The 21,079-nt window shown below is 59.4% G+C and carries 17 protein-coding genes and 1 pseudogene; 4 read left to right on the plus strand and 14 right to left on the minus strand.

What is annotated here, in order from left to right:
- Positions 1-79: 79 nt before the first annotated feature.
- From ACERJA_RS19685 to ACERJA_RS19710, 6 genes are all read right to left on the minus strand, one after another.
- Entirely contained in the window at positions 80-241 is a 162-nt protein-coding gene (locus tag ACERJA_RS19685; RefSeq protein ID WP_373609907.1) for a hypothetical protein, read from the minus strand.
- Between the two features lie 225 nt (positions 242-466).
- Positions 467-2,269, minus strand: coding sequence for a hypothetical protein (locus tag ACERJA_RS19690; RefSeq protein ID WP_373609908.1), 1,803 nt, complete (start codon positions 2,267-2,269; stop codon positions 467-469).
- Between the two features lie 494 nt (positions 2,270-2,763).
- Positions 2,764-2,919 carry a hypothetical protein gene (locus ACERJA_RS19695; protein WP_169331121.1) on the minus strand — a complete coding sequence of 52 codons (156 nt, stop codon included), beginning with the start codon at positions 2,917-2,919 and terminating at the stop codon, positions 2,764-2,766.
- Positions 2,920-3,602: 683 nt separating this feature from the next.
- Positions 3,603-5,465 carry a hypothetical protein gene (locus ACERJA_RS19700; RefSeq protein ID WP_373609909.1) on the minus strand — a complete coding sequence of 621 codons (1,863 nt, stop codon included), beginning with the start codon at positions 5,463-5,465 and terminating at the stop codon, positions 3,603-3,605.
- A gap of 213 nt (positions 5,466-5,678) precedes the next feature.
- Positions 5,679-7,565, minus strand: a complete 1,887-nt coding sequence (locus ACERJA_RS19705; protein ID WP_373609910.1) for a hypothetical protein — start codon at positions 7,563-7,565, stop codon at positions 5,679-5,681.
- Between the two features lie 167 nt (positions 7,566-7,732).
- On the minus strand, positions 7,733-8,365 hold the full coding sequence (locus tag ACERJA_RS19710; RefSeq protein WP_373609911.1) for a hypothetical protein: 633 nt from the start codon (positions 8,363-8,365) through the stop codon (positions 7,733-7,735).
- 177 nt (positions 8,366-8,542) lie between these two features.
- Between ACERJA_RS19710 and ACERJA_RS19715 the strand changes: the two genes are divergently transcribed.
- Positions 8,543-9,613 carry a DUF4352 domain-containing protein gene (locus ACERJA_RS19715; protein ID WP_373609912.1) on the plus strand — a complete coding sequence of 357 codons (1,071 nt, stop codon included), beginning with the start codon at positions 8,543-8,545 and terminating at the stop codon, positions 9,611-9,613.
- A 188-nt stretch (positions 9,614-9,801) separates the two neighbouring features.
- Here ACERJA_RS19715 and ACERJA_RS19720 read toward each other — a convergent pair whose 3' ends face one another.
- Positions 9,802-9,978 (minus strand): hypothetical protein, encoded by a 177-nt coding sequence (locus ACERJA_RS19720; RefSeq protein ID WP_169331120.1) that lies wholly within the window; start codon positions 9,976-9,978, stop codon positions 9,802-9,804.
- Between the two features lie 255 nt (positions 9,979-10,233).
- On the minus strand, positions 10,234-11,985 hold the full coding sequence (locus ACERJA_RS19725; protein WP_373609913.1) for a bacterio-opsin activator domain-containing protein: 1,752 nt from the start codon (positions 11,983-11,985) through the stop codon (positions 10,234-10,236).
- Between the two features lie 233 nt (positions 11,986-12,218).
- Between ACERJA_RS19725 and ACERJA_RS19730 the strand changes: the two genes are divergently transcribed.
- On the plus strand, positions 12,219-14,807 hold the full coding sequence (locus tag ACERJA_RS19730; protein WP_373609914.1) for a S8 family serine peptidase: 2,589 nt from the start codon (positions 12,219-12,221) through the stop codon (positions 14,805-14,807).
- 94 nt (positions 14,808-14,901) lie between these two features.
- On the opposite strand, the gene ACERJA_RS19735 is transcribed toward ACERJA_RS19730, so the two are convergent.
- The 5 genes from ACERJA_RS19735 to ACERJA_RS19755 all read right to left on the minus strand — a co-directional run bounded on the left by ACERJA_RS19735 (position 14,902) and on the right by ACERJA_RS19755 (position 18,873).
- On the minus strand, positions 14,902-15,258 hold the full coding sequence (locus ACERJA_RS19735) for a hypothetical protein (protein ID WP_373609915.1): 357 nt from the start codon (positions 15,256-15,258) through the stop codon (positions 14,902-14,904).
- Positions 15,259-15,678: 420 nt separating this feature from the next.
- Complete coding sequence (locus tag ACERJA_RS19740; protein ID WP_076609222.1) at positions 15,679-16,908, minus strand: RNA-guided endonuclease TnpB family protein; 1,230 nt, start codon at positions 16,906-16,908, stop codon at positions 15,679-15,681.
- Positions 16,908-17,300 carry an IS200/IS605 family transposase gene (gene tnpA, locus ACERJA_RS19745; RefSeq protein WP_076609221.1) on the minus strand — a complete coding sequence of 131 codons (393 nt, stop codon included), beginning with the start codon at positions 17,298-17,300 and terminating at the stop codon, positions 16,908-16,910. Before tnpA ends, ACERJA_RS19740 begins: the two co-directional genes overlap by 1 nt.
- 318 nt (positions 17,301-17,618) lie before the next feature.
- A complete protein-coding gene (locus tag ACERJA_RS19750) occupies positions 17,619-18,440 on the minus strand; it encodes an IS5 family transposase (protein WP_373609916.1) in 822 nt (273 codons plus the stop codon).
- 58 nt (positions 18,441-18,498) lie between these two features.
- On the minus strand, positions 18,499-18,873 hold the full coding sequence (locus tag ACERJA_RS19755) for a winged helix-turn-helix transcriptional regulator (RefSeq protein WP_373609917.1): 375 nt from the start codon (positions 18,871-18,873) through the stop codon (positions 18,499-18,501).
- A gap of 105 nt (positions 18,874-18,978) precedes the next feature.
- Between ACERJA_RS19755 and ACERJA_RS19760 the strand changes: the two are divergent.
- Both ACERJA_RS19760 and ACERJA_RS19765 read left to right on the plus strand, forming a co-directional pair.
- Positions 18,979-19,296, plus strand: a pseudogene (locus tag ACERJA_RS19760) (FAD-dependent oxidoreductase); the annotation flags it as partial.
- 92 nt (positions 19,297-19,388) lie between these two features.
- Positions 19,389-20,825, plus strand: coding sequence for a dihydrolipoyl dehydrogenase (locus ACERJA_RS19765; RefSeq protein ID WP_373609918.1), 1,437 nt, complete (start codon positions 19,389-19,391; stop codon positions 20,823-20,825).
- Positions 20,826-20,853: 28 nt separating this feature from the next.
- Here the strand turns inward: ACERJA_RS19765 and ACERJA_RS19770 are convergent, their stop codons facing one another.
- Positions 20,854-21,030, minus strand: a complete 177-nt coding sequence (locus ACERJA_RS19770) for a hypothetical protein (RefSeq protein ID WP_161569813.1) — start codon at positions 21,028-21,030, stop codon at positions 20,854-20,856.
- Positions 21,031-21,079 lie beyond the last annotated feature (49 nt).

Raw genomic sequence — 21,079 nt, forward strand, 5'->3', positions numbered from 1 at the left:
GTTCACTCGTGGGAGGAAGTCACTGTTTCGACGTCGTACTCGTCCGCGATCTCGATGGAAGAATCGGTCGATCCAGTCACTAGAACCGTCGTGTTGCAGTAGTCGCTCGTGTCGATGGCAGGCAAGGCGGGTTGCGTGCGAACCCACCGATACCGACGATTGCCAGTCGGACGGTCCCGTCAGGATCGGTCTCTTGCCAGTCTCGACGCGCGAAATCTTCGAAGTAAGATTCGAGTCCCATACCGAATGGACGGACTCCACTGGTAAGGTCGTATGCTCACTGTGAACGGAGTGTCTCGTTCTGGAAACGTAGCTGTTCCGTCAGGCCCGTCACTGAGTGGCGTTCCAAGCCTGAACTGACGGGCATACCGATGGTATTCATCCGGTTTCACTCAGCAGCCGACGCTTGGAAACGGACTGAGTGTGAGAGTACAACAAAAAGGATCGGACGGGTCAATACTCGCGTTTAGCCCATCACGACGGACAGCAGGTTGCCGACTGCGGCGCCGATGTTCGAGTCAGAGCTGGAGCCACCGTGGCCACAGTTGGTGTCGTAGGACTCTTCGAAGCTACTGTCGTCGACTGAACTCTCGAAGCTGGCACGCTCGGAGTCAGTGTCGGAGTCGCTTCGGGTGCTGTCGCGTTGGTCGACATCGTGGTCACCCTCGCTGGTGTCGAGGCTGCTGTCGCTCTGGCTGTCGTCGCTACTCTCGCTGCGATCGCTCTGGCTGGTGTCGGAGGCGCTGTCCCGATCGTTGCTGGACTCGCTTTCGACGTCAGTGATGTCGATCGTATCAGAGCCAGTATCACTGTCACTGTCGGTATCGAGTGCCGAGTCGCTGCTTTCGCTGCGATCGTTCTCGCTCAGGTCGCTCTCGTCAGTGGTCGTGCTCTGGTCGGTCTCGCTGTAGGAACGGTCACTCGAGGTTTCGCTCTCGTCGTTTGCGCTGCTACTGCGTTCGGTGTCGTTGTCCGTGCTGTCTAGGCTACTGTCTTGTTGGTCACTCTGTGAGTCGCTGCTGTTGCTGTCGCTTTGATCGCTGTCGGAGTCGCTGGAGGTCAGATCGCTGTCGGAACTGCTCGCGTCGCGGTCGCTTTCGTCGAACGCGCTCTCGGAGCCTTGACGGTCGCTCTGGCTCGAGTCGAAGTCAGATTCGTCGAATGCGCTCGTGTCGCTGTCGCTGTCGGCGCTCGAGCGGTCACTCTGTGTGCGGTCGCTCTCGCTTGCGTCACGGTCGCTCTCGTCGAAGGCGCTCTCGCTCACGCTACGGTCGCTGGCGCTTGCGTCACTGTCGCTCTGGGAACTCTCATCAGCGTCGGAGTCGCTGTCGCTGTCAGTCAGATCGAAGCTGTCGCGGTCTTGGACACCACGGTCAACCGAGTCACTCTCGTCGTGGTCGGATGCGCTGGCGCTCTCGGAGCTGTCGCTCTCGTCGGAGGCGTGCTCGTCGGAGTCGCTCTCGTCCTCGTCACGGTCGTGATCGCTCACGTCGCGTTCACTCGCATCGCGCTCGCTCTCGTCGAAGGTGCTCTCGTCGAGGTCGCTTCGGCTGTCGCTCACATCGACGGAACTCGAGTCGGACTGACTCACGTCGACGTCAGTGTCGTCGTGATCGATATCGCTCGCACTCGAGTTGCGCTCGCTTGCGTCAGAGACGCTGTTACGCTCATCGGAGTCGCTCGAACTGTCGCTCGCACTCGAGTCAGCGTCGTCAGAGGCACTGTCGTTCGCACTCGAGTCGGTCTCGCTGAGTGTGCTGTCTTGGTCGGACTCGCTGTCCTCGCGGTCGCTGACGTCACGGTCGAGGTCGCTTTCGTCCTCGTTGATTTCGACGTTCGTGTCGTCGGCCACGCTTTCGCTGACGTCACGGGTACTGTCGTCGATGTCGCTGACATCGTGCTCGCTGCTCGAGTCGGACTGTTCGTTGCGGTCGTTCACTTCGACGGAGCTACCGTCACGATCAACGTCCGAATCACTCGAACTGTCGCGGTCGCTCTGATTGAGATCGGTTTCGTCTGCGGCACCCGAACTGTCGTTCGCGCTGTCGCTCGAACTCAGATCGGAATCACTCGAACTCTCTCGGAGATCGCTACTCGATCGATCCCGCTCACTACTACTGTCACTCTCACTGTCTTCTTCCTCGTCGAACGATGACGTACTGTCGTCTGTGTGTTCGCCATCATCACATCGATCGTTCACTTGCATGTTGACGCCGGTCTGGGCTGCTGCTAGCCCGCCCGCTCCAGACAACACCAAGAGGCCAATCATTGTGAAAATTGCTAGTTTCTGTAACATTCGTTTCTCTAACCCTGTACCGAAGGTCACTGCTCTCTCCGCCAGAGGAGTTTAAAAACTGGAGACGAAGCCACGGGGAGATACGGGTCAGATAGCGTCTCCTCGGGCTGATCAACCCACGAACGGTCCATCTTCGATTCGACTTATTTGGGCAGACAGAGCGCTAACACAGGTTTTTTTGGGGATGTCGGCGTCGTCAGTTTCGAGTCCGAAGGAGACGAACCACTCGCCGGTCGGCTGCTTCTTGATGGCTGCTTCTTTAGTCGAGACTTCATTTAGGCGCAGGAGGACGTCAAGGGTTGTATCGTTTGCATTTCGAGCGACGATTCATCCCCTTCCTACTCGCTCACCCCCGCGATGCTCCGTTCGCTCCTTGAGGACGGGGCATTCTCGCCTCATTTTTGGTAAATCTTCCAACCAAGCAAGCGTTGGCGTGGGGAGTCACGCCCTTCAGGAGCTGGAAGACGTCACTCAGTCGACGGTTCATCTGTATCGAACCCTGCCATCAAGAGGCCGAGGACTTCCGGATTACTCAGTTCGTAGCCCATTTGTTCGGTTAACTCGAGTTTGACTGCTTCGAACCGTTGAGCCTTTGATCCGTGCAGTTTGATGTGTGTCGTCATAGGACCTGCCAGTAAGCGTTTTGTACGCTCAATTCGATTTTGGCGATGCGATCGATGCGTTCGGTCACGCGGATTCGTTCCACTCTTGATCGTCGCGAGCACGACTCATCTTCATTTCTCTGGCGATCACGTGTGCGTATCCGAGGACGACACATCCCGTTCTGCAAAACTGTTTCCAAGCCTCTTGTTTGTCGTCACGGGGTTGTCTTCCAGGTCGTGTTTGGAGTTGCTGGGTCATCATAACGATCTTTTGGACACGGCTCTGACCGTTCGTGTCATCGAATGAAGCGGCTACGTCGAACCTAAACCCCAGTCGAAGCAAGGGAGTTTATCGGGAGGACATGGAACCATTCGGCTACGAATACGTTCGGGTAGCGGACTACACCATTGAATTGTACCCAACAACAGGGACGAAAACCTTCTTGTTTGATTGATGCTCGCGTGGGATCCCCTGCCGTGCTGTCCTCGTGGGTATAGTAGCCACTGACCGTCACTGCCCACCCCATCACGTCGCTCGAGGCGTCACGCTGGAACAATCATGACTGCACCTGTGAGGAATTCGGCGATGACGAACCCGATTGACTGATTTCTGGAAGACAGCGAGACACTACATCCTGACGTGGTATTGCGATTCGCTGAATTCGATGGCGTAAAAAAGAACGGATGGTTCTGCAATCGGGTCTCTAGACGCCGATGGCGGACAGGAGGTTACCGACTGCCGTGCCGATGCTCGAGGATGTGCCGGAGCGCTCGATGTTGTCGGAACTGCTGTCGCTGTTCGAACTGGAGTCGCCATGGCCACAGTTGGAGTCGTAGGACTCTTCGAAGCTACTCTCGTCGCTCGAACTCTCGAAGTTGGCGCGTTCGGAGTCGGTGTCGGAGTCGCTACGGGTGCTGTCCCGCTGGTCCACATCGTGGTCGCTGTCGCTCTCGTCGAGGGTGCTCTCGGACTCGCTGTCGTCGACGCTCTCGCTGCGGTCGGACTCGCTGCGGTCGGACTGGCTGTCTCGATCGCTGCTCGATTGGCTCTCGACGTCGTTTTGTTCGATGGTGTCAGTGCCAGTGTCACTCTCACTGTCGGTGTCGAGTGCCGAGTCGCTGTGCTCGCTGCGGTCGGTCTCGCTCGCGTCGCTCTCGTCAGTGGTCGTGCTCTGGTCGTTCTCGCTGTAGGTACGGTCGCTCGAGACTTCGCTCTCGTCGTTTGCGCTGCTACTGCGTTCGGTGTCGTTGTCCGTGGTGTCTAAGCTGGTGTCTTGTTGGTCACTCTGGGAGTCGCTGCTGTCGCTTGTGCTCTCGTTTCTATCGGCCGTGCTTTCGGCCCGATCGCTGTCGGCACTGCTTGCGTCGCGGTCGCTCTCGTCAAGGGAACTCTCGGAGCCCTGACGATCGCTCTGGCTCGCGTCGAAGGCGGACTCGTCGCTCTCACTGCGGTCGCTGTCAGCGTCGGAGCTGGTGCGGTCGCTCTGGGTGCGGTCGCTCTCGAGTTCGTCACGGTCGCTCTGTTCCAAGGCGCTCTCGCTGACGCTGCGGTCGCTCTCGCTCGCGTCAAAGCTACTCGCTTCGCTCTCCTCGGCGTCGGAGTCGGAGTCACTGTCGATGCGATCGAAGCTGTCGCGGTCGTTCGCGCCACGGTCGACTTCGTCACGCTCGTCGGTCGAGGAGTCACTCTCGCTCTCGGAACTCTCGCTTTCGTCGCTCGCGCTTTCCTCGCTGTCGCTCTCGTCGAGGTCGTGATCCTGATCGCTGACGTCGCTGGCACTCTCGGAGCGCTCACTCTCGTCGAAGGCGCTCTCGTCGAGATCGCTTCGGGTGTCGCTCTCGTCGACGGAACTCGAGTCGGACTCGCTGACGTCGATATCGGAGTCGTCGTAATCGACGACGTCCTCGCTGCGGTCGCTTGCGCTCTCGTCGGACGTGCTGTCACTCTCTGTGAGGTCGCTCGCGCTGTCGCTTGCGCTCGCGTCGCTCGCGTCGGAGCTGCTGTCGCTCGCACTCGAGTCGGTCTCGCTGTGTGTGCTGTCACGGTCGGCCTCGCTGTCCTCGCGGTCGCTGACGTCACGGTCGAGATCGCTCTCGTCTTCGTCGATCTGGACGTCCGTGTCGTCGACCGCGCTCTCGCTCACGTCGCGGTCGCTCACGTCGACATCGTTGACGTCGCGCTCGCTGCTCGAGTCGGACTGTTCGTTGCGGTCGTTCACTTCGAGGGAACTCCCGTCACGGTCAGAGTCGGAGTCGCTCGCGCTGTCGCGCTCGCTCACCTCGACGTCGCTTGCGTCTGCGTCGCTTGAGCTGTCACTCACACTGTCGCTTGTGCTCACATCCGAATCGCTCGAACTCTCTCGGAGGTCGCTGCTGGATCGATCCCGCTCGCTACTACTGTCACTCTCGTATTCTTCGTCCTCGTCGAACGACGATGTCTCGTCGTCGACGTGTTCCCCTTCGTCACACCGATCGGTTACCTGCGCTCCTGCCACGCCGCTTGCGCCGGCCGCGCCGGCCAGCAGCAACAGGCCGATCATTGTGAGGACTGTTAGTTTCTGGATCATACTTTGCTCGAACCTATGCTGTAGGTCACTACTTTCTCCGAGAAGGTATCTTAAAAATCTGAGACGAAGCCACGGGGAGATACGGGAGAGATGTGGCATCTCGGGACCGATCTGCTCACGAACGGGCCGTCATCCGTCTGAGCGGTGGCTCGTACAATCGATCCGTCAAAAAACTACAGCCACGGGCCGAACGACGTTCGTTCGGTGTTCGTCTCACTCGAGTTTACTGACGTCGACGTCGAAGCTGCCGTCGTCGTTCTCGACGAGAATACCTTTTTGCTCGAGTTCGGCAGGACTGTCGCCGGTGACGATCAGCCGTTCGGAGATCGTCTCACAGTCCGAATCGGTCGTCTGCTCGCGTTCGGTCTGGTCGCGTTCGTTCTGGACGCGATCGCTCTCGGAATCCGTCTCGGAGTCGCTGCGATCGCTGTCTCGAGTCTCGAGATCGCGTTCGCTCTCGCTGAGATCACGCTGACTCTCACGTTCGCTCTCGTCGGACCGCTCGCTGCGGTCGCGCTCGCTGTCGTCACGGCTGCTGTCACGGTCACTGACCCGTTCGCGTTCAGTGTCGGTGTCTTCGCGCGTGTCCGTCCCGGTATCGCTCTCGCTCGCGGCGTCGCGTTCGGAGTCCGTCGACTCGCTGCGGTCGCGTTCACTCTCGTCACGTTCGTCGGAGTGTGTACTGCCGTCGCGCTCGCTGCGGTCGCGCTCGCTGTCGCTACCGCGTTCGCTTCGGTCGCTCTCCGTGCGTTCGGTGTCGTTGTCGGTGGTGTCGAGCGTCCTGTCACGGTGGTCGCTCGCGGATTCGCTACTGTCGCGTTCGAACTCTTCGGCGTCGAAGTCGCTCCGGGAACTGTCACGCTCCGCGCTGCTCGCGTCACGCTCACTCTCGTCGAGTCCCTCCTCGCTTCCCTGTCGGGTCTCCTCGTGTTCGTCGAGGACCGACTCGAAAGTCTCGCCCAGGAACGACTCGCTGGTGAACTCGCTGCGGTCACGTTCGGACTGATCAGCGTCGCGCTCGTCGCTTGCGCTGTCCGCACTGTCCGATTCGCTCGCCTCGTGTTCGGCTTCGCGTGTCGTCTCCTCACTGGAGGCGGATTCGTCGTGTTCAGCCTCGTTGTCGGCGTCAGCGCGCTCGTGTGCGTCGCCATCGTCGTCGCGGTCGAATCGGTCTGCGTCGATCCGTTCCGACTCGCTCTCGCTGTCAGAGGTCGTGCTCTCGTCGCTCGAGGTGGCGTCGTGTTCGCTGTCGCGCTCGTCACTGTCGCTCGCGCTGGCATCGCGTTCGCTCACGTCCGAGCGACTCTCGTCGAGGTCACGGTCGTCGGCGCCACGCTCGCTGTCGGACGATTCGACGTCGCTGCGGTCATGCTCGCTCGTGTCGCGCTCCGTGTCGTCGTAGTCGACGCCGAACTGACTGCGGTCGCGCTCGCTGTCGTCGGTGGAGCTCGTACGCTCGTCTGCGTCGCTTGCATGCTCGCTCGCACCAGCCTCATGCTCCGCAGCGTCGCTGTCGCTTGCACTCGAGTCGGTCTCACTGTGCGTACTATCGGCGTCGGACTCAGCCGCGTCGCTTTGAGTGACATCGCGTTCGCTGTCGCTTGCGCTTTCGTCGATCTCGACATCCGTGTCGTCGACCTCACTCTCGTTGACGGTGCGGTCGCGCTCGTCGACGTCGCGGACATCGCGCTCGCTGCTCGCGTCGCGCTGTTCGTCGCGGTCGTTGACTTCGGACTCGCTTCCGTCACGGTCGTACTCGCTGTCGTGACTGCTGTCGCGCTCGCTCGTGTCGCGGTCGCTCTCGTCGAGTGCGCTCGAGCTGTCGCGTTCGCTATCGCGCTCGCTGACATCGCGGTCACGTTCGTTCTCTCGGTGATCGTTATTCGATCGATCACGGTCGCTCTCGCTTTGACTCTCGCTTTCCTCGAGTTCATTCGTAACGTCGAGGGTTTCGTCTAAGTGTTCAGTCACGTCACACCGCTCGTCATCTAACGAGTAGACGACAGTCTGGTCACCGTTGGAGACGCCGCCAGTCGCAGCGACGACGCCAGCCAACACCAGGAGGGCGGCCAACGTGAGGACACCAATGTTACTCACCATATTTTCTTTCCAATATCTAGTCTATCCGTCACGTCTAGCGCGGATAGTTCTCTAGACTATACGTTCTTCAGCACTGCCCTTCAAAAGGGGACGACGAAGGGTAGAGAAGAACCGGGTCGAACGCCGGTCGGTGTGGACGGGCGTGGTTAAACGGACTCAAGCAGTAATCAGTCACCTGATGTGACGACGATCTCGACGTGGTCTCCGGCTCCATCGGTAGCATCGTCGACCGACTCGACGCCTTCGAGGATGTACTCCTGGGGATCGACGTCCTCACCGTTGACAGTGACCGAAACAGTGTCACCATCGGCCTCGTCGAACGTCTGACCATCGATAGTTGCGCTCTCGGCAGTCACGTCCATATCGAGCGTCTCGAGTGCGTACTCGATGGACACGTCTGCACAGTGGGCGTGCCAGATTTCGCCATTGTCGTGATCGTGAAAGTGGAAGCAATTATCGCGCTCGGTGAGTTCCGGGTCGTCGAACGCGACGACTGTCTCGTCGTACTGGACGGTCAGTGTCCCGTGTTCGTGTATCGGAGCCGACGGATCAGGCTGGATGGCGGCAGAACTGGCAGCCGTACCGGGACCGAGAAACACCGCCGCGTACCCGATCACGAAGAGGACGAGGACGATCCCAGCGCCAGCGTAGAGTAGCAGGGGCCGACGGTTCGATCCGTCTTCTGTGAGGTCAACACGTCGTCTGTCGATCGCTGTCAGTTCGTCGGCGTGTACTCGCTCGAGGTGGCCGCCGTACCTATGATCGGGAACGGAGTCGCCGCAGTAGGGGCAGGTTGTCATGGGCCTAGATACGAGACTGGGCCTCGAACGGGTATGAAGACCGGTCGAAGAAACGGGGTATCGAACGAGTTCGAACCGACAGGGCAGCGACGATCAAACGCCATTCCCCTCGTTTCTCCCCGGCCCGACGATACGTTTCACCCACTGTACTTGCCGATCCCTGACTGGTGTATCAGTATGAAACGTATCGATCGTCGAACGTATATCGCGCTGGTCGCAGGTGGAACGGTCGCTGTCGCCGGCTGTGGTGGTAACGGGGACGCCGACCCCGACGAACCCGAAACAGACGACGAGAGCACGGCCGACACGGAGACGAACGATGCGTCGGAAGACGAATCCGACGCCGAAACGGCGGACGACACGACCGAATCGGTAGCACAGGACGCCGACGAATCCCTCGAGATTGGTGAGGTGCTTGAGATTGGCGACCTTCAGTTGGTTGTTGCCGACGTCGATCGAGTCGACGACGTGGCGCGCGGAGACGGCGACCTGCTCGAGGCGGACAGCGGAACGGTGTTTGCGGCTGTCGATGTCGCGGTCCAGTACACCGGCGGCGAGGACGTGGTTGCCGTCAACGAGGCGGTTACCGTCGCAATCGCCGACGGGGATGACAACGGCGATGTCGACGCTGACGGCGAATCCTACGAGCGCGCCAGCGCACTCGACGACGAGCCGGGCGACCCGACCCAGAGTCGCCTCGCGCCCGGCGAACTCACACGCGGCGAGATCGTTTACGAGGTCGACGACGACGCTGACATGCTCGTGCTCGAGATCGACTCGTTGATTGGAGGCGAGACGGCCGTCGTTGATCTCGAGGCAGCGGCCGACGAGCCCGTAACGTTCGAGCAAGACGTCGACGCACTCGGGTTCTCTCAGGGGGTCGAGTCAGCCGGCGTCGAAGTCACGGTGACGACTCTCGAGCAGGGGAACAATCTCGGCGGGTTCATGCAGTCCGATGCGGGGACCGAGGTCGTCGCTGTCGGTGTTAGCCTCGAGAACGGAAGCGGACGGGATCGAACGCTCTCGCCGGGACAGGCACGACTCAAAGACGAGTTCGGGCGGGAGTACGCGGACGCACCAGGAGTGGTGCGGGCACTCGAGGGGTTCGACGAGGAGGTCTTGGAAGCCGGCGACGAACACGAGGGGAAAGTCGCCTACCAGCTCGAGGAGGGGGCAGCCGAGCTGTACTGGGTGTTCGACTTCGGAGAGTGGGGGGAGGATCGACGGGTCTTCTGGAAACTCCGCTAGACGAAGACGGCACCTCCGGTGTGCTCCGAAAGCTCGGCGGGTCGAACAATCGCCAAAATAGCAACTCGGTTTCTCTTGACACTCAGCGCTGCCGTTCCAGCCGTACACAGTGTACACATGCACTCACGCCGTCGTTGTTGTCGCCCAGTACGCGAGCGTACGCTCGAGAGAGGGCGCTTCCGCAGTTCTCACAGGAGCGCATTGTCGACTTTGAGCGCGCTGGTCTCGTCCGTCTCGTAGGTGGCCATAATGAGGCCAACGACTTCGGGATTCGACGGTTCGTATCCGAGCTGTTGTTCGAGATTGGTTTTGATTTCTTCGAATCGGTCGCTTTTCGAGCCGTATAGTTTGATATGTGAGGTCATTGGTGAGGGATAGTACCGATCGAACGGATCTGCCCGGTCCCAGTTAGATGGGCTGCCGATGGGGTTCGACAGGTACTATACGCTCACATATGGCATGCATCATCGAGAGTTGTCCACCTATGTGGTTGGGTGTTGTCGGACCTACATCTGTTGGGTGAGCCCACTTGACATCCTCACCGCGCCTAAAGATGCGGGCGGATGCTCTATTTTCGTCGTCAGTCCGTACCAACCATCGCGGACCCACATTGGAGTTGCTCACGTTCCACGGAACGCTCGCTCAGAAAAGACCATCGAGAGCAGTTTCCGCTGGGCGAGGCGCAAATGATTGTTGAACGTTGGCTGGGAAATGTCGAGAATCGCGGCAACGTCGGCACCAGTCGTGTCACGTGGCACTTCGAAGTAGCCGCTGACGAACGCCGTCTCGAGAGCCTCGAGCTGTTTCGCTGTCAGCTTGCATTCGAGTTCCGCAAGAAACCCATAGGGAGTGCGGGCGACGTACTCGTGATCCTGGCGACGGATCAGCTCCGAGTCGGGATACAGGCGACTGAACACGTCAACGAAGAGCCGAACGCTCGTGCTCTCCGGGAGGGCGACGACCAGACGGGCAGCAGCCTTGGACGTCGAAATCGATCGTGGAACGACGCCATACTCGAGCAACTGGGCGACGACGCTGTCCTCGGTGAAGGTACACTCAAACAGCTGTTTGCCGTCCCGTTCCGTGACGAGGTGGGTTTCGGTGACGGCCGGTGACCGACTTGCGAGCTCGAGAATCGTTTCGGCGGGAGCCCCGTCGATGGTGAAGAACCCGTGGATCGATCCATCAGGGCGTGAGACAACCGTTTCGAACTCGAACGTACAGCCGGTTTCTCGCGTCCACTCGAGAAATTGGAACTCCTGGTCACGGACTCGAAACTCGAGTTCGACGCCGCCACGACTAACGAGGGCGGTCTTCGCCTCGAGAGCATTGATCGCGTGGGCGACTTCTGCACCGAGCTCGAAAAAGACCTCTTCGTCCATTCCGTCGAACGCAGCTGCTCGGTCACTGTACACCACCAGACCACCGTAGCACCGTTCCCGGAAGACGAGGGGGACTCCAATGGCCGATCGGTAGCCCCGCGTGATTGCATCACGTCGCCAGCGTTCGCCGGTGTCGTCTCCAAGCAGGTGAGAGACGGTGTGGGTCTCAAGAGTTCGGATCGTGGTGGCCATCGGTTCGCCATCGTCGACAAGAGTGTCGGCATCACTCTTGAGACCCTCGAGGTAGCCCTTCTCGATGCCAGCCTGCACCCGATCGCATACCTGTTCGGTTACCTCATCGATCTCGGCGATCCGGGCGAATGCGTAGCGTTCGTCCGTCACGATCCGTTCGCAGACGCGCGCCTCGAGGTCCGCACGAGTCCACGCCGTTCGGATCGTTCGGCCGACGTCGTGATGGAGCGCGTTTGTGGCGACGAGTCGCTCGCTAGCGGCCGTCGATGTCTCGAGTTGTCGCTTACAGTCGTCGACTCGCCGTTCATCATCGATGCGGTCCAGTACCGTCCCGGCGGTGGTTCCAACAAGCCGTGTGAACGCGTGACTGAGCCGTGTTGGTCGCTCTGTTTCCGTCGTGCCGGCGAGGACGATGCCGTGGGAGCCGATTGGAGCCACCGTCCCGCGGGCGTGGTCCGGGTTCTGGACGAGTCCTGCCGGACGGGGCAGGAGGTCAGCGACGAACACAGGATCGCGCTCGACGAATGCCTGCCACACAGGCGTCGCCGTCCGCTCGAGTGACACCGTCGCGTCCCACGTCTCGCGGTGGGGTGATCCGGCTCGCCGGTAGAGTACGTCCCCGCGCTCGTCGTAGAGATAGACGGCGGCGACCGCGTCCCCGGTTGCGAGAATCTCGACGATCGCGTCGCACACGCCCTGTATCCGGTCCGTCGCCGGGCCGTCGCTCGTCGGGGGTCGACAGAGCGCCTCGAGTTCAGTGAGACGGCGTTCGATATCAACGGTGTCGCCGCTACTCATACTCTCGAAAGGAGGCGCTCTAGACGTAGAAAGCCGGAGCCAACGACCGTCGATTCGTCCACCCGACGTACTTGGATTGAGGACCAACCGTCGCTTCCTCGAGCGGTTCTGCGGCCTGTGGCCCATTATATAAACCACACCACTATTCGGATCGATTCACAATAATCTGGATACCAGTTCATGTTGCAGTGATGGTCTTGTTGGTAGCCGAATGAGCCAGAACCGAGAACGATATGACCGAACAGGGAAGTTCCGACCCGATTGACGAAGAACTGACGCCAACGATTTCTCCTGACCGTGATGAGGACACGACTGGCCGCTGGTGGACAGCGTCGTCGGGGGTGTTGCTGCCTCTGCTCGGCGTTTCGGCGCTGCTTTGCTCCCGTGGACTCTCCCGACGGGGTATCCTCGGCACGATCGGCGTCGCTCTCTCGAGCGCCCTTGGTATCGGGACCGTTTCCGGGGACGAAACAGAAGGGAACGGCGACGACAATCTCGAGCGCTACGTTGTCGGCCTCGAGTCGGGAACCTCGGCTGCGAGCGTCTCCCAGAACGCAACGCAGCTGTACCGGTCGATGGAGTTCGCGTCGGCAGGGAGCGTCGTCGTTGGGGCGTTCGACGACGAGATGTGCCAGGACCTCGAGGGTCGCTCCGACGTGAGGTACGTCGAGCGAGATCACGTCCGCCGACCACAGGTCCACAGTGCCGTCTCCCCGTCCGAAGCAGTGCAAATCGAGGACGGACAGCGGTCGCCGTGGGGCGTCGAACGCATCGGAGCCACCGATTTTCACGGGATGGGGGAGACCGGCGACGGGGCGACCGTCGCGATTCTCGATTCTGGGATCGATCCAGAACATGAGTGTCTCGAGGTTGACGAGGGCAAGGCGTTTGCCGAGTGTAACGGAGCCGGCTGTGCCACCGACTGGGACGACGAGAGCGGCCACGGCACCCACTGTGCGGGAACTGTCGGGGCACTGGACAACGGAGTCGGCGTCATCGGCGTCGTTCCCGAGGTCAACCTCTGTGCGCTCAAAGTTCTCGCAGGCGATGGCTCCGGCTACGATTCGGACATCGCTGCCGCCATCGAGTGGTGTGGTGACAACGACGTCGACGTCATCAACCTGAGCCTTGGCGGGAGCGATGAGGCACAGGTGCTCGAGGACGCCATCGAATACGCCTACGAGCGCGGGGTGCTCGTCGTCGCCGCAGCGGGCAACGAGGGCTCGATGGGCGGGGTCGACTACCCTGCCGGCTACGAGCAGTGTATCGCCGTTGGCGCGACGAACGACCGCGACGAGGTTCCGGACTGGTCAGCCCGCGGCGACAGCGTTGAACTCGTCGCTCCAGGCGAGGACGTGCTGTCGACTCGGCCCGGAGACGAGTACACCTACATGAGCGGCACGTCCATGGCGGCGCCCCACGTCGCAGCCATTGGGGCTCAGCTAATGAGCCGCGGTCTCCCACACGTCGAAAACACGGACGACGCCGATAATCCCGGTGGCGTCCGTGGTATCCTCCAGGAGACTGCCGACGACCTCGGCTTCGACGACGACGAACAAGGGTACGGCCTCCTCAATGCCTTTGACGCCCTCGAGGAACTCGAGCCTGTCGTCACCGAGGACGTCACCGACATTCGGGCGGACACGGCGACGCTCAACGGATCGGTCAGGTCGCTCGAGGATGCTGACACCGCTGTGGTCTCGTTTCAGTGGCGTGACGCTGACAGCTCCGAATGGACTGAAACCGAATCGGAGACGCTCGAGGGAGACACGTTCAGTACCACAGTCGACGGGCTGGATCCCGACACCGCGTACGATGTCCGGGCACTCGTGGACGACGACGATGAGACCACGAGGGCGAACGTCGAGACGTTCAGGACCGGGCTCGCGGAACTCGCCGTCGAAATCGAGGACGTCGACGTCGTCGATCATCGGTCGGCCACGGTCGCCGGGAACCTCAAGGGAATGGGCGACACCGACTCGGTTGCTGTCTCCTGTAGCGTCCGGGTCGAGGGCGACGACGAGTGGGAGCCGACTGAATCCCAGTCCCTCGAGGCGATCGGGGCGTTCGAAGACACACTCTCGAGTCTCGAACCCGAAACCGAGTACGAGGTCCGGGCGGTCGCCGAGAGTGGCGAGAACCGAGAGACAGGCGATGCGGTGGCGTTCGAAACCGATCCGGAGCCGGGACTGCCGGCGATCGACCGATTCGAGCTCGCCGACGACAGTACGAACCAGTTCGTCCGGTGTAACATCCACTGGGGCGTCTCGGATCGCGACGATGCACTCGAGCTCGTCGCCACCGAGTTACGGTACGCCGACGAGGACGATGTGCTCCACCGCGTCGCAACGGAAATCGAAGCCGGCGAAGAAAGCGGCGTCCACACGGTCCGACACAGCGACCGCCTCGAGGGAGCCGGCGAAGCCTACGACGTGACGCTTTCGGTTACCGACAGCGAGGGCAACGTCACCGAGGAGACCGACCGCATCACCCTTGACGAGCGATCGCCGGCACCGAGCATCGACCAGTTCGAGGTCACGACCGACGACTTCCTCGGATCGCCCGAAGCCGTCGTCGACTGGGCTGTCTCCGACGAGGGTGGTGAACTCGACGGTGTCGTCCTCGAGTTACATCGTGTTGGTGACTCCGAGGTCGTCGACGACTCGAGTTCGATGGCACGGGACGAAGAAGCATCGGGCACGGATTCGCTTCAGGATCGTGACGGCGACGGCTCCGAAACGGAGTACGAGGTGACGATCACGGCGACTGATTACTTCGAACAGACGACCGAAGAAACCACACGAGTGACCTTCGGTGAGTGACTCCGGACAGGCGCCGAACCGCCCGGTAGGCGTTCGAGGAGTCGTTGTTGATTAGGCCGAAGCCACTGCCGGTATCGAGACCGTCGTTTTCAGGTCAGAATGTAATAATTTCGTAGTCATCATCGACAAGTGATCGAACGCTCGGGTGACCATCGTGATCATCGAGCGTCACAATGTCCGTCTCGTTGATTGCGTCTTCGACACCGAACGCACCTGCACAGAAGTCACACGCTGCGGCGTCTTCTCGAACGGCTTGATACAGCTCGCGATAGTCGCTTTCTTCGTCTTCCAGTTCTGGAATCCACTGCGTTCCCGCCCCATCGAAAATGAGTTCGACGTCGTCGCCATCTGTTTGTGCGAATTCCTTTGCTGCCTCGAGTCCGTTTACCAGACGACCCGCGTCAGCGTGCGATTCAGTCCCTGCAAGGATTACGATTGCTGCGTTCGTCATTACACGTTCTACTACCGTTGCGATTCATAAAAATGCACGCGAACGGACAGGTAACGGGGTTACGGGTTCCTCACCCCTCTCTGAGAACTGCAGTGGGGTGTCCGTTCGAGACGTCACCGAAAACGGTGGGCAGTTCGTGAGGGCGACGTCCTCGAGAGCGTCATTGACGAGTTCGTGATCGGTGTGTCTGGGAATCGGGTCATCTTGGCTCTGTTGAAACCCTATTCTTTAGATATGTATTCGCGTGAATCTACTGTACACTACACAAGCGTACTGAGCATCGTCTCTATGGTACTCGATATAACCAGAGCAGTCCAATACTGATGAAAATAACAGCACCAACAGTCCCAGTGACATCCTCCTCGCCGTAAACGGCGAGGCTTCCCACGCAGTAGGAATACCGGGTTTGCCGGTAAGGTTTTAAGACTCATACGCTCCAAGCGTCATTTGCGTAGGTACGCTCGGCTTGGGTGATCTTACGGCGGTGTCACTACCGCTCCCATCCCGAGGCGAGTCATTGCGTTCCGGTTTCCAAGGAACGCTCTCTCCCCACGGATCAACCCGCTTAGCGATGCTTGCTGCTGCACTGATATCTGCCTGAAACGTCGAGACGTGACAATCATCGTTCGTACATCGGAGTTCCGCTTGTGTACTTCGCTTTCCGATGTGTCCGCACTCGTGGCACGTCTGCGACGTGTAGGCTGGATTCACGTATTTGATTGGGATACCGGCGTCTCTCGCTTTGTCCTCAACACGACCCTGAAGCCGTGCAAAGGCCCATGCGTGAAGTCGCCGGTTCATGTACTTCCCGTAGTCTAAGTTCTCACGGATGTACGTCAGATCCTCCATCACCATCACCGGGTTCTCGAAGGTGCCAGCGTATTCGACAACCTCACAGCTGGCCTTCTCGAGGATATCCGTGAGTACGTTCTGGTAGTAGTCGAACCGTTCGTCAATGCGCCATTCAGCATCGCGTTCCTGTAGTCGCTGAAGCGTGGTCGACATTTCCTTTCGGAGGTGTTTCGCACGCTTGCCACTCCAGAGAACGGGTCTTGTCGGTGTACCGTGCTTAAGGCCACAGGCCGTAATCAGCGCAGTCTCACCGATATCAAGCCCGACTGGTGTGGTGTCACCGTTTGTCGTCGGTTCCTCGATTGGGTACTCGACGGTGACGTGAAGTACCCAGTTCTTCCGGTGGCGCTGAAGTCGAATCTGTCCGGCCTTCGCGTCCCCGTTGAGGAGATCGTGCCAAAGTGATTCTTGCTCCGGATTGATTCGGAGCGGAATCCAGAAGTTCGTTCCGCGCCCCGGTCGCGGTGCCCACCACGTGAACTCGTGCTCACGTTCGCTTGAGTGGTCGAACTTTGCAGCTTGGTTCGTCAGACGGAGCGGGTGTTCGTCGTCAATCTCACGAGCGTTGTACGTCGTTCGGAGCTTCTTGACGTAGCTACAGAGCGCAGCCTTCGCTTGGTACGGAAGGTCAAACGGCGTCACTACTTCGGAGACACCGCCCATCGTATCCGCGCCAGAGTCGAACGCATCTTGCAGTGCCTCACGATAAGTCTCGAGCGTGTCCTGAAGCTTCTCCTCTTTGTGGGCTGTCGGCGGGGCAAGAGTCGCCTCGAGCGTCTTGTTTGCCGTACCAGACATCACTGATCCTCCACGTAGTCCATGAGGACGTCGATGCTCACTTGCCCGGTGCTGGCGAGGAAATACCCCGGTTGCCAGAACGAACCTTCGAGTGTCTGTTTCACTTCGGGATACTCACTGCGAACCTTCCGCGACGTGACGCCCTTCAGCGAGTTGATGAACTTCGTCATGTCGGTGGTCGGTTTCGCAGTGAACAGGATATGAACGTGGTCGGCCCCACCGTTCACGTTCTGAATCTCAACCCCGAAGTCCTCCGAGAGTTCGTTCGCAATCTCACCGATACGTTCCGCGATTTCTTCGGTGAGGATGGTCGAACGGTACTTCGTGACGGTCACAAAGTGATATTGGAGCGCGTAGACTGTGTGCGACCCTTTTTGAAGGTTGTACTTCATTTGGCCTCACCTGATACAATGAGGCCAATTGTATTAAACGTTGTTTCGTGGGGTATTCAGTCGGTTGTAGTTCGTGGATTGCGTAGTCGACCGACGCGATTCACGCCCGCCGTGAACGGCAGGATTCTCTCGCTGTTTAAACATAGTCTCGCCACCCAGACCCCAATACTGACTACTAAGCTCAAGAACGCCAGCTAATACGAGAAAAATACCACCTAAGAGTTCTAACAGCTTCACACCCGTATTTATATTTCATTCCCTATAATAATTGTCGTTACAAATAGGGTAAAATGCTACCCCTATACACTGTACTGGTCGTTAGATTGCTTGGTCAAGATTGTGGACGATACACGCAAGAGTGAGTTCACGGAACTGCTTCCACCAGCGTCGTGAACGGACGAACGCGCCGTACTTCCGCTTGAGTGTTGAGTTGACTGTCTCTGATTGACTCCGTTGGCCGTAGAGGTCTGCGTCTAAGCGAGCATTCCATGCCTTGTGAAGCGATGTGAACTCACGATGCTTGATTAGTGGGCGAATCTGGTGTTGACGGGCAAGCCGTCTAATTTTCTGGTCGTTGTAGCCTTTGTCCCCGAGCAGGATATCGATAGCCTCGGGGTTGCGTTTGATTAACGATGGAGCGATCTGGCTATCGTGTTTTCGTGTCGTCGTCACGTGGAGATCAAGGACTGCGTTCACTTTGGAATCGACCAGCAACGTTACCTTGAGTTGCTGAATCGTGAGTTTGGCTCGTTTCGTGTAGTGTTTCGAGGCGTGACTGCGGTCGAATCCCAAAGCATCGATCCCCGCAACGCCGTTGGTCGGGAGCAGTGAAACAGAGAGATTGAGCAGCACTCGCCAGACTGCCATATCGAGTCTATCGAACGCTTTGCACAGTGTTGATGGGGCTGGCAGTTCAGTGAGATTGATCGCGTTCCGAATACGGGGCATCTCGATGAGTTCGTCAAGGAGTGTACGATAGGTCGTGTTCTTCCGAACCTTGAGGCAGAGGAGAACGATGTGCTGATGGAGCGTGTAGCGTTGTTTCGAGAACTTCGAGGAGTATCGAGCTACGGTACGTTTCGCTAACTGAAATGCTTCCTCGACAAATCGGAGCAGTCGAGACTTTGGGAGGGTCTGCATCTACTCAAACTACCGACTGAACCTGTAACTCACTAAGGATTTCAACAGAGCCGTCATCTTATACGATCGAACTGTCTTCGGTCGCTGCAGGCATCAGGTGTTCTTGCCCCCAGTCAGCCATCTCCATGATCACCGACTCGAGTGATTCGCCGACGTCGGTCAGCGAGTACTCGACGCGGACCGGTTTCTCGTTGACGATCTCCCTGTTGATGAGCTGCTTCTGTTCGAGATCCTCGAGCACGTCCGAGAGGACCTTACTCGAGATCCCGCCGACTTCGTCTTTGAGCGCATTGAATCCAAGCGGTCCGTTATCAAGCAGTCGGTGGAGCACGACAGTGTGCCACTTTTTTCCGATCAGCGTCGCGGTCGCCGTGACGGGACACCAGTCTTTGCCTGCACACCAGATTTCCAGTTTCTGTGTCGGCTCGCTCATGTATCTGTACTCGTACTGGATCGGCATATAGTTACGTATTGTACTCTAGTTACGTTTGGTAACTTGAAATCACGCTTCACTATTCACGTGTCCGCCGACGTTCGTTCCGAGTCCAACAACGACCTGGCGACGTCGCTCGACGCAGAACTCGCGGACGACGGCACAGTCGTCGTCGACGATTACGGCCGCACGTCTGTCGATGGCCTGTTCGCTGTCGGCGACCTGCCCCCCGGACACAACCAGATTCCCGTTGCGATGGGGCAGGGGGCGAAGGCGGGTATCGCACTTCACAAAAGTCTCCGCGAGTTCCCAAAATCCCTCACGGACCTCGAGGCCGAAGGTGCAGTCGACTCACAGGACGTTTCAGCAACTGCTGCCGAGTTGCGGTCGAAGGCGAACACGCACTCGTCGGCAGACAGTGACCGAGCGAGCGTCAACACGACGACGCGCCACCGAACCGAGTTACTGGTTCGTAACTCGGAGTTTCATTAGCCATGCGCGTCTGGTATGTGTACATGGACGAATTCGATTTTCTGGTCATTGGGTCGGGCTCCGGGCTCGATGTCGCAAACGTCGCGGCGAATCAAGGACAGTCCGTTGCCGTGGTCGAAAAGGGACCACTCGGTGGCACGTGTCTCAACCGTGGCTGCATCCCCTCGAAACTGCTGTTGTATCACGCGGACGTTCTGGAAACGATCGAGCGTGCCGATGAGTTTCACATCGACGCGGATGTCAACGATGTCGCCTTTGACGAGATCGTCCGCGACGTCAACGAGGAGGTCGAAGCCGATGCGGAATCGATCCGCCGCGGACTGCGCTCGTCGTCCGCTCACGAACTGTTCGAGGGAGAAGGCCGGTTCGTTGACGAGCGGACCGTCGAAATCTCCGGCGGCGAGGACGACGGGACGCGCTTGCGAGCGGACACCGTCCTGATCGCCGCGGGAACCCGACCGTCGGTTCCGGATATCGACGGTCTCGAGGAGACGAACTACCTGACGAGCACCCAGGCCCTCCAACTCGAGTCACAACCTGACCACCTCATCATCGTCGGCGGTGGCTACATTGCGGCCGAACTCGGCCACTTCTTCGGGACGTTCGGGACCGATGTGACGATCATCGGCCGCCGCCCGACCCTTCTTCCAGAGGCCGACGAAGAGGTCGCAGCGGCGTTTACCGACCGATACGCCGATCGTTTTATTGTGCACACAGGACACGCTGCAACGGCAGTCTCAGAAGCCAACGGTGCAGTGACTGTCGAGGCGCGGCCGTACGAGTACGGCCCCAATGGCGGTATTCTCGAGGACGAAGCCCCCGTGACAGTGTCTGGAGACGAGTTGCTCATCGCGGCGGGGCGCGTTCCCAACACGGATACGCTGAACCCCAAGGCAACGGGCGTCGAGACTGACACCCGTGGCTTCATCGAGACCGACGAGTACCTACAGACTACTGCCGACGGCGTGTGGGCACTCGGCGACATCGTCGGCGAATACCTGCTGAAACACAGCGCAAACCACGAGGCGCGAACGGCCGTCCGGAACATCTTCGGCGACGAGCTGCAGCCAGTCGACTACAGTGCGATGCCGTTCGCTGTCTTCGCCTCACCCGAGGTTGCGGGAGTTGGCGCGCTCGAGCAGGACCTCCGCGCTGCGGGTCACGAGTATGCGACGAATACCTATCGCTATGAAAACACCGCTCGCGGCGACGCGATGCACGCCGAGGGGTTCGTGAAGGTACTTATCGATCTGGAAGGCGAGATTCTCGGCTGTCACATCATCGGCCCGGAGGCGTCGTCGCTTATTCAGGAAGTCGTCGTCGCGATGAAAGCCGGGACGGGGACGGTACAGGACATTCGCGACGCTGTGCACATCCATCCGGCACTGCCCGAAGTCGTCCAGCGCGCGTTTTCCGGAGGATTCACTCGCGGTGACGATGGCGATCATCACCACCGATGAACTGAACTCGAGTTCGAAAAACGAGTGGTCACGCCACCGTGAGCGCGTCAATCCAGTCATCCGACTGAACCCAGGCGTCCTCGTCGCGTTCGTCGTAGACGATCAGTTGGTCGGATTCCGTTCGAACCGCCGAGTAGTGTTCGAGTGGGCTCGCATCGACGCCGATCGTTGGCTGCTGGTTGGGGTGTGTCGTATCCGTGGACATGGGGTCTCTCCTCGATTAGTTACCTTACACTACTAGTTGACATCCTCCA

Source organism: Natronorubrum sp. A-ect3 (assembly GCF_041821125.1).
GTDB classification, from domain to species: Archaea; Halobacteriota; Halobacteria; order Halobacteriales; family Natrialbaceae; genus Natronorubrum; species Natronorubrum bangense.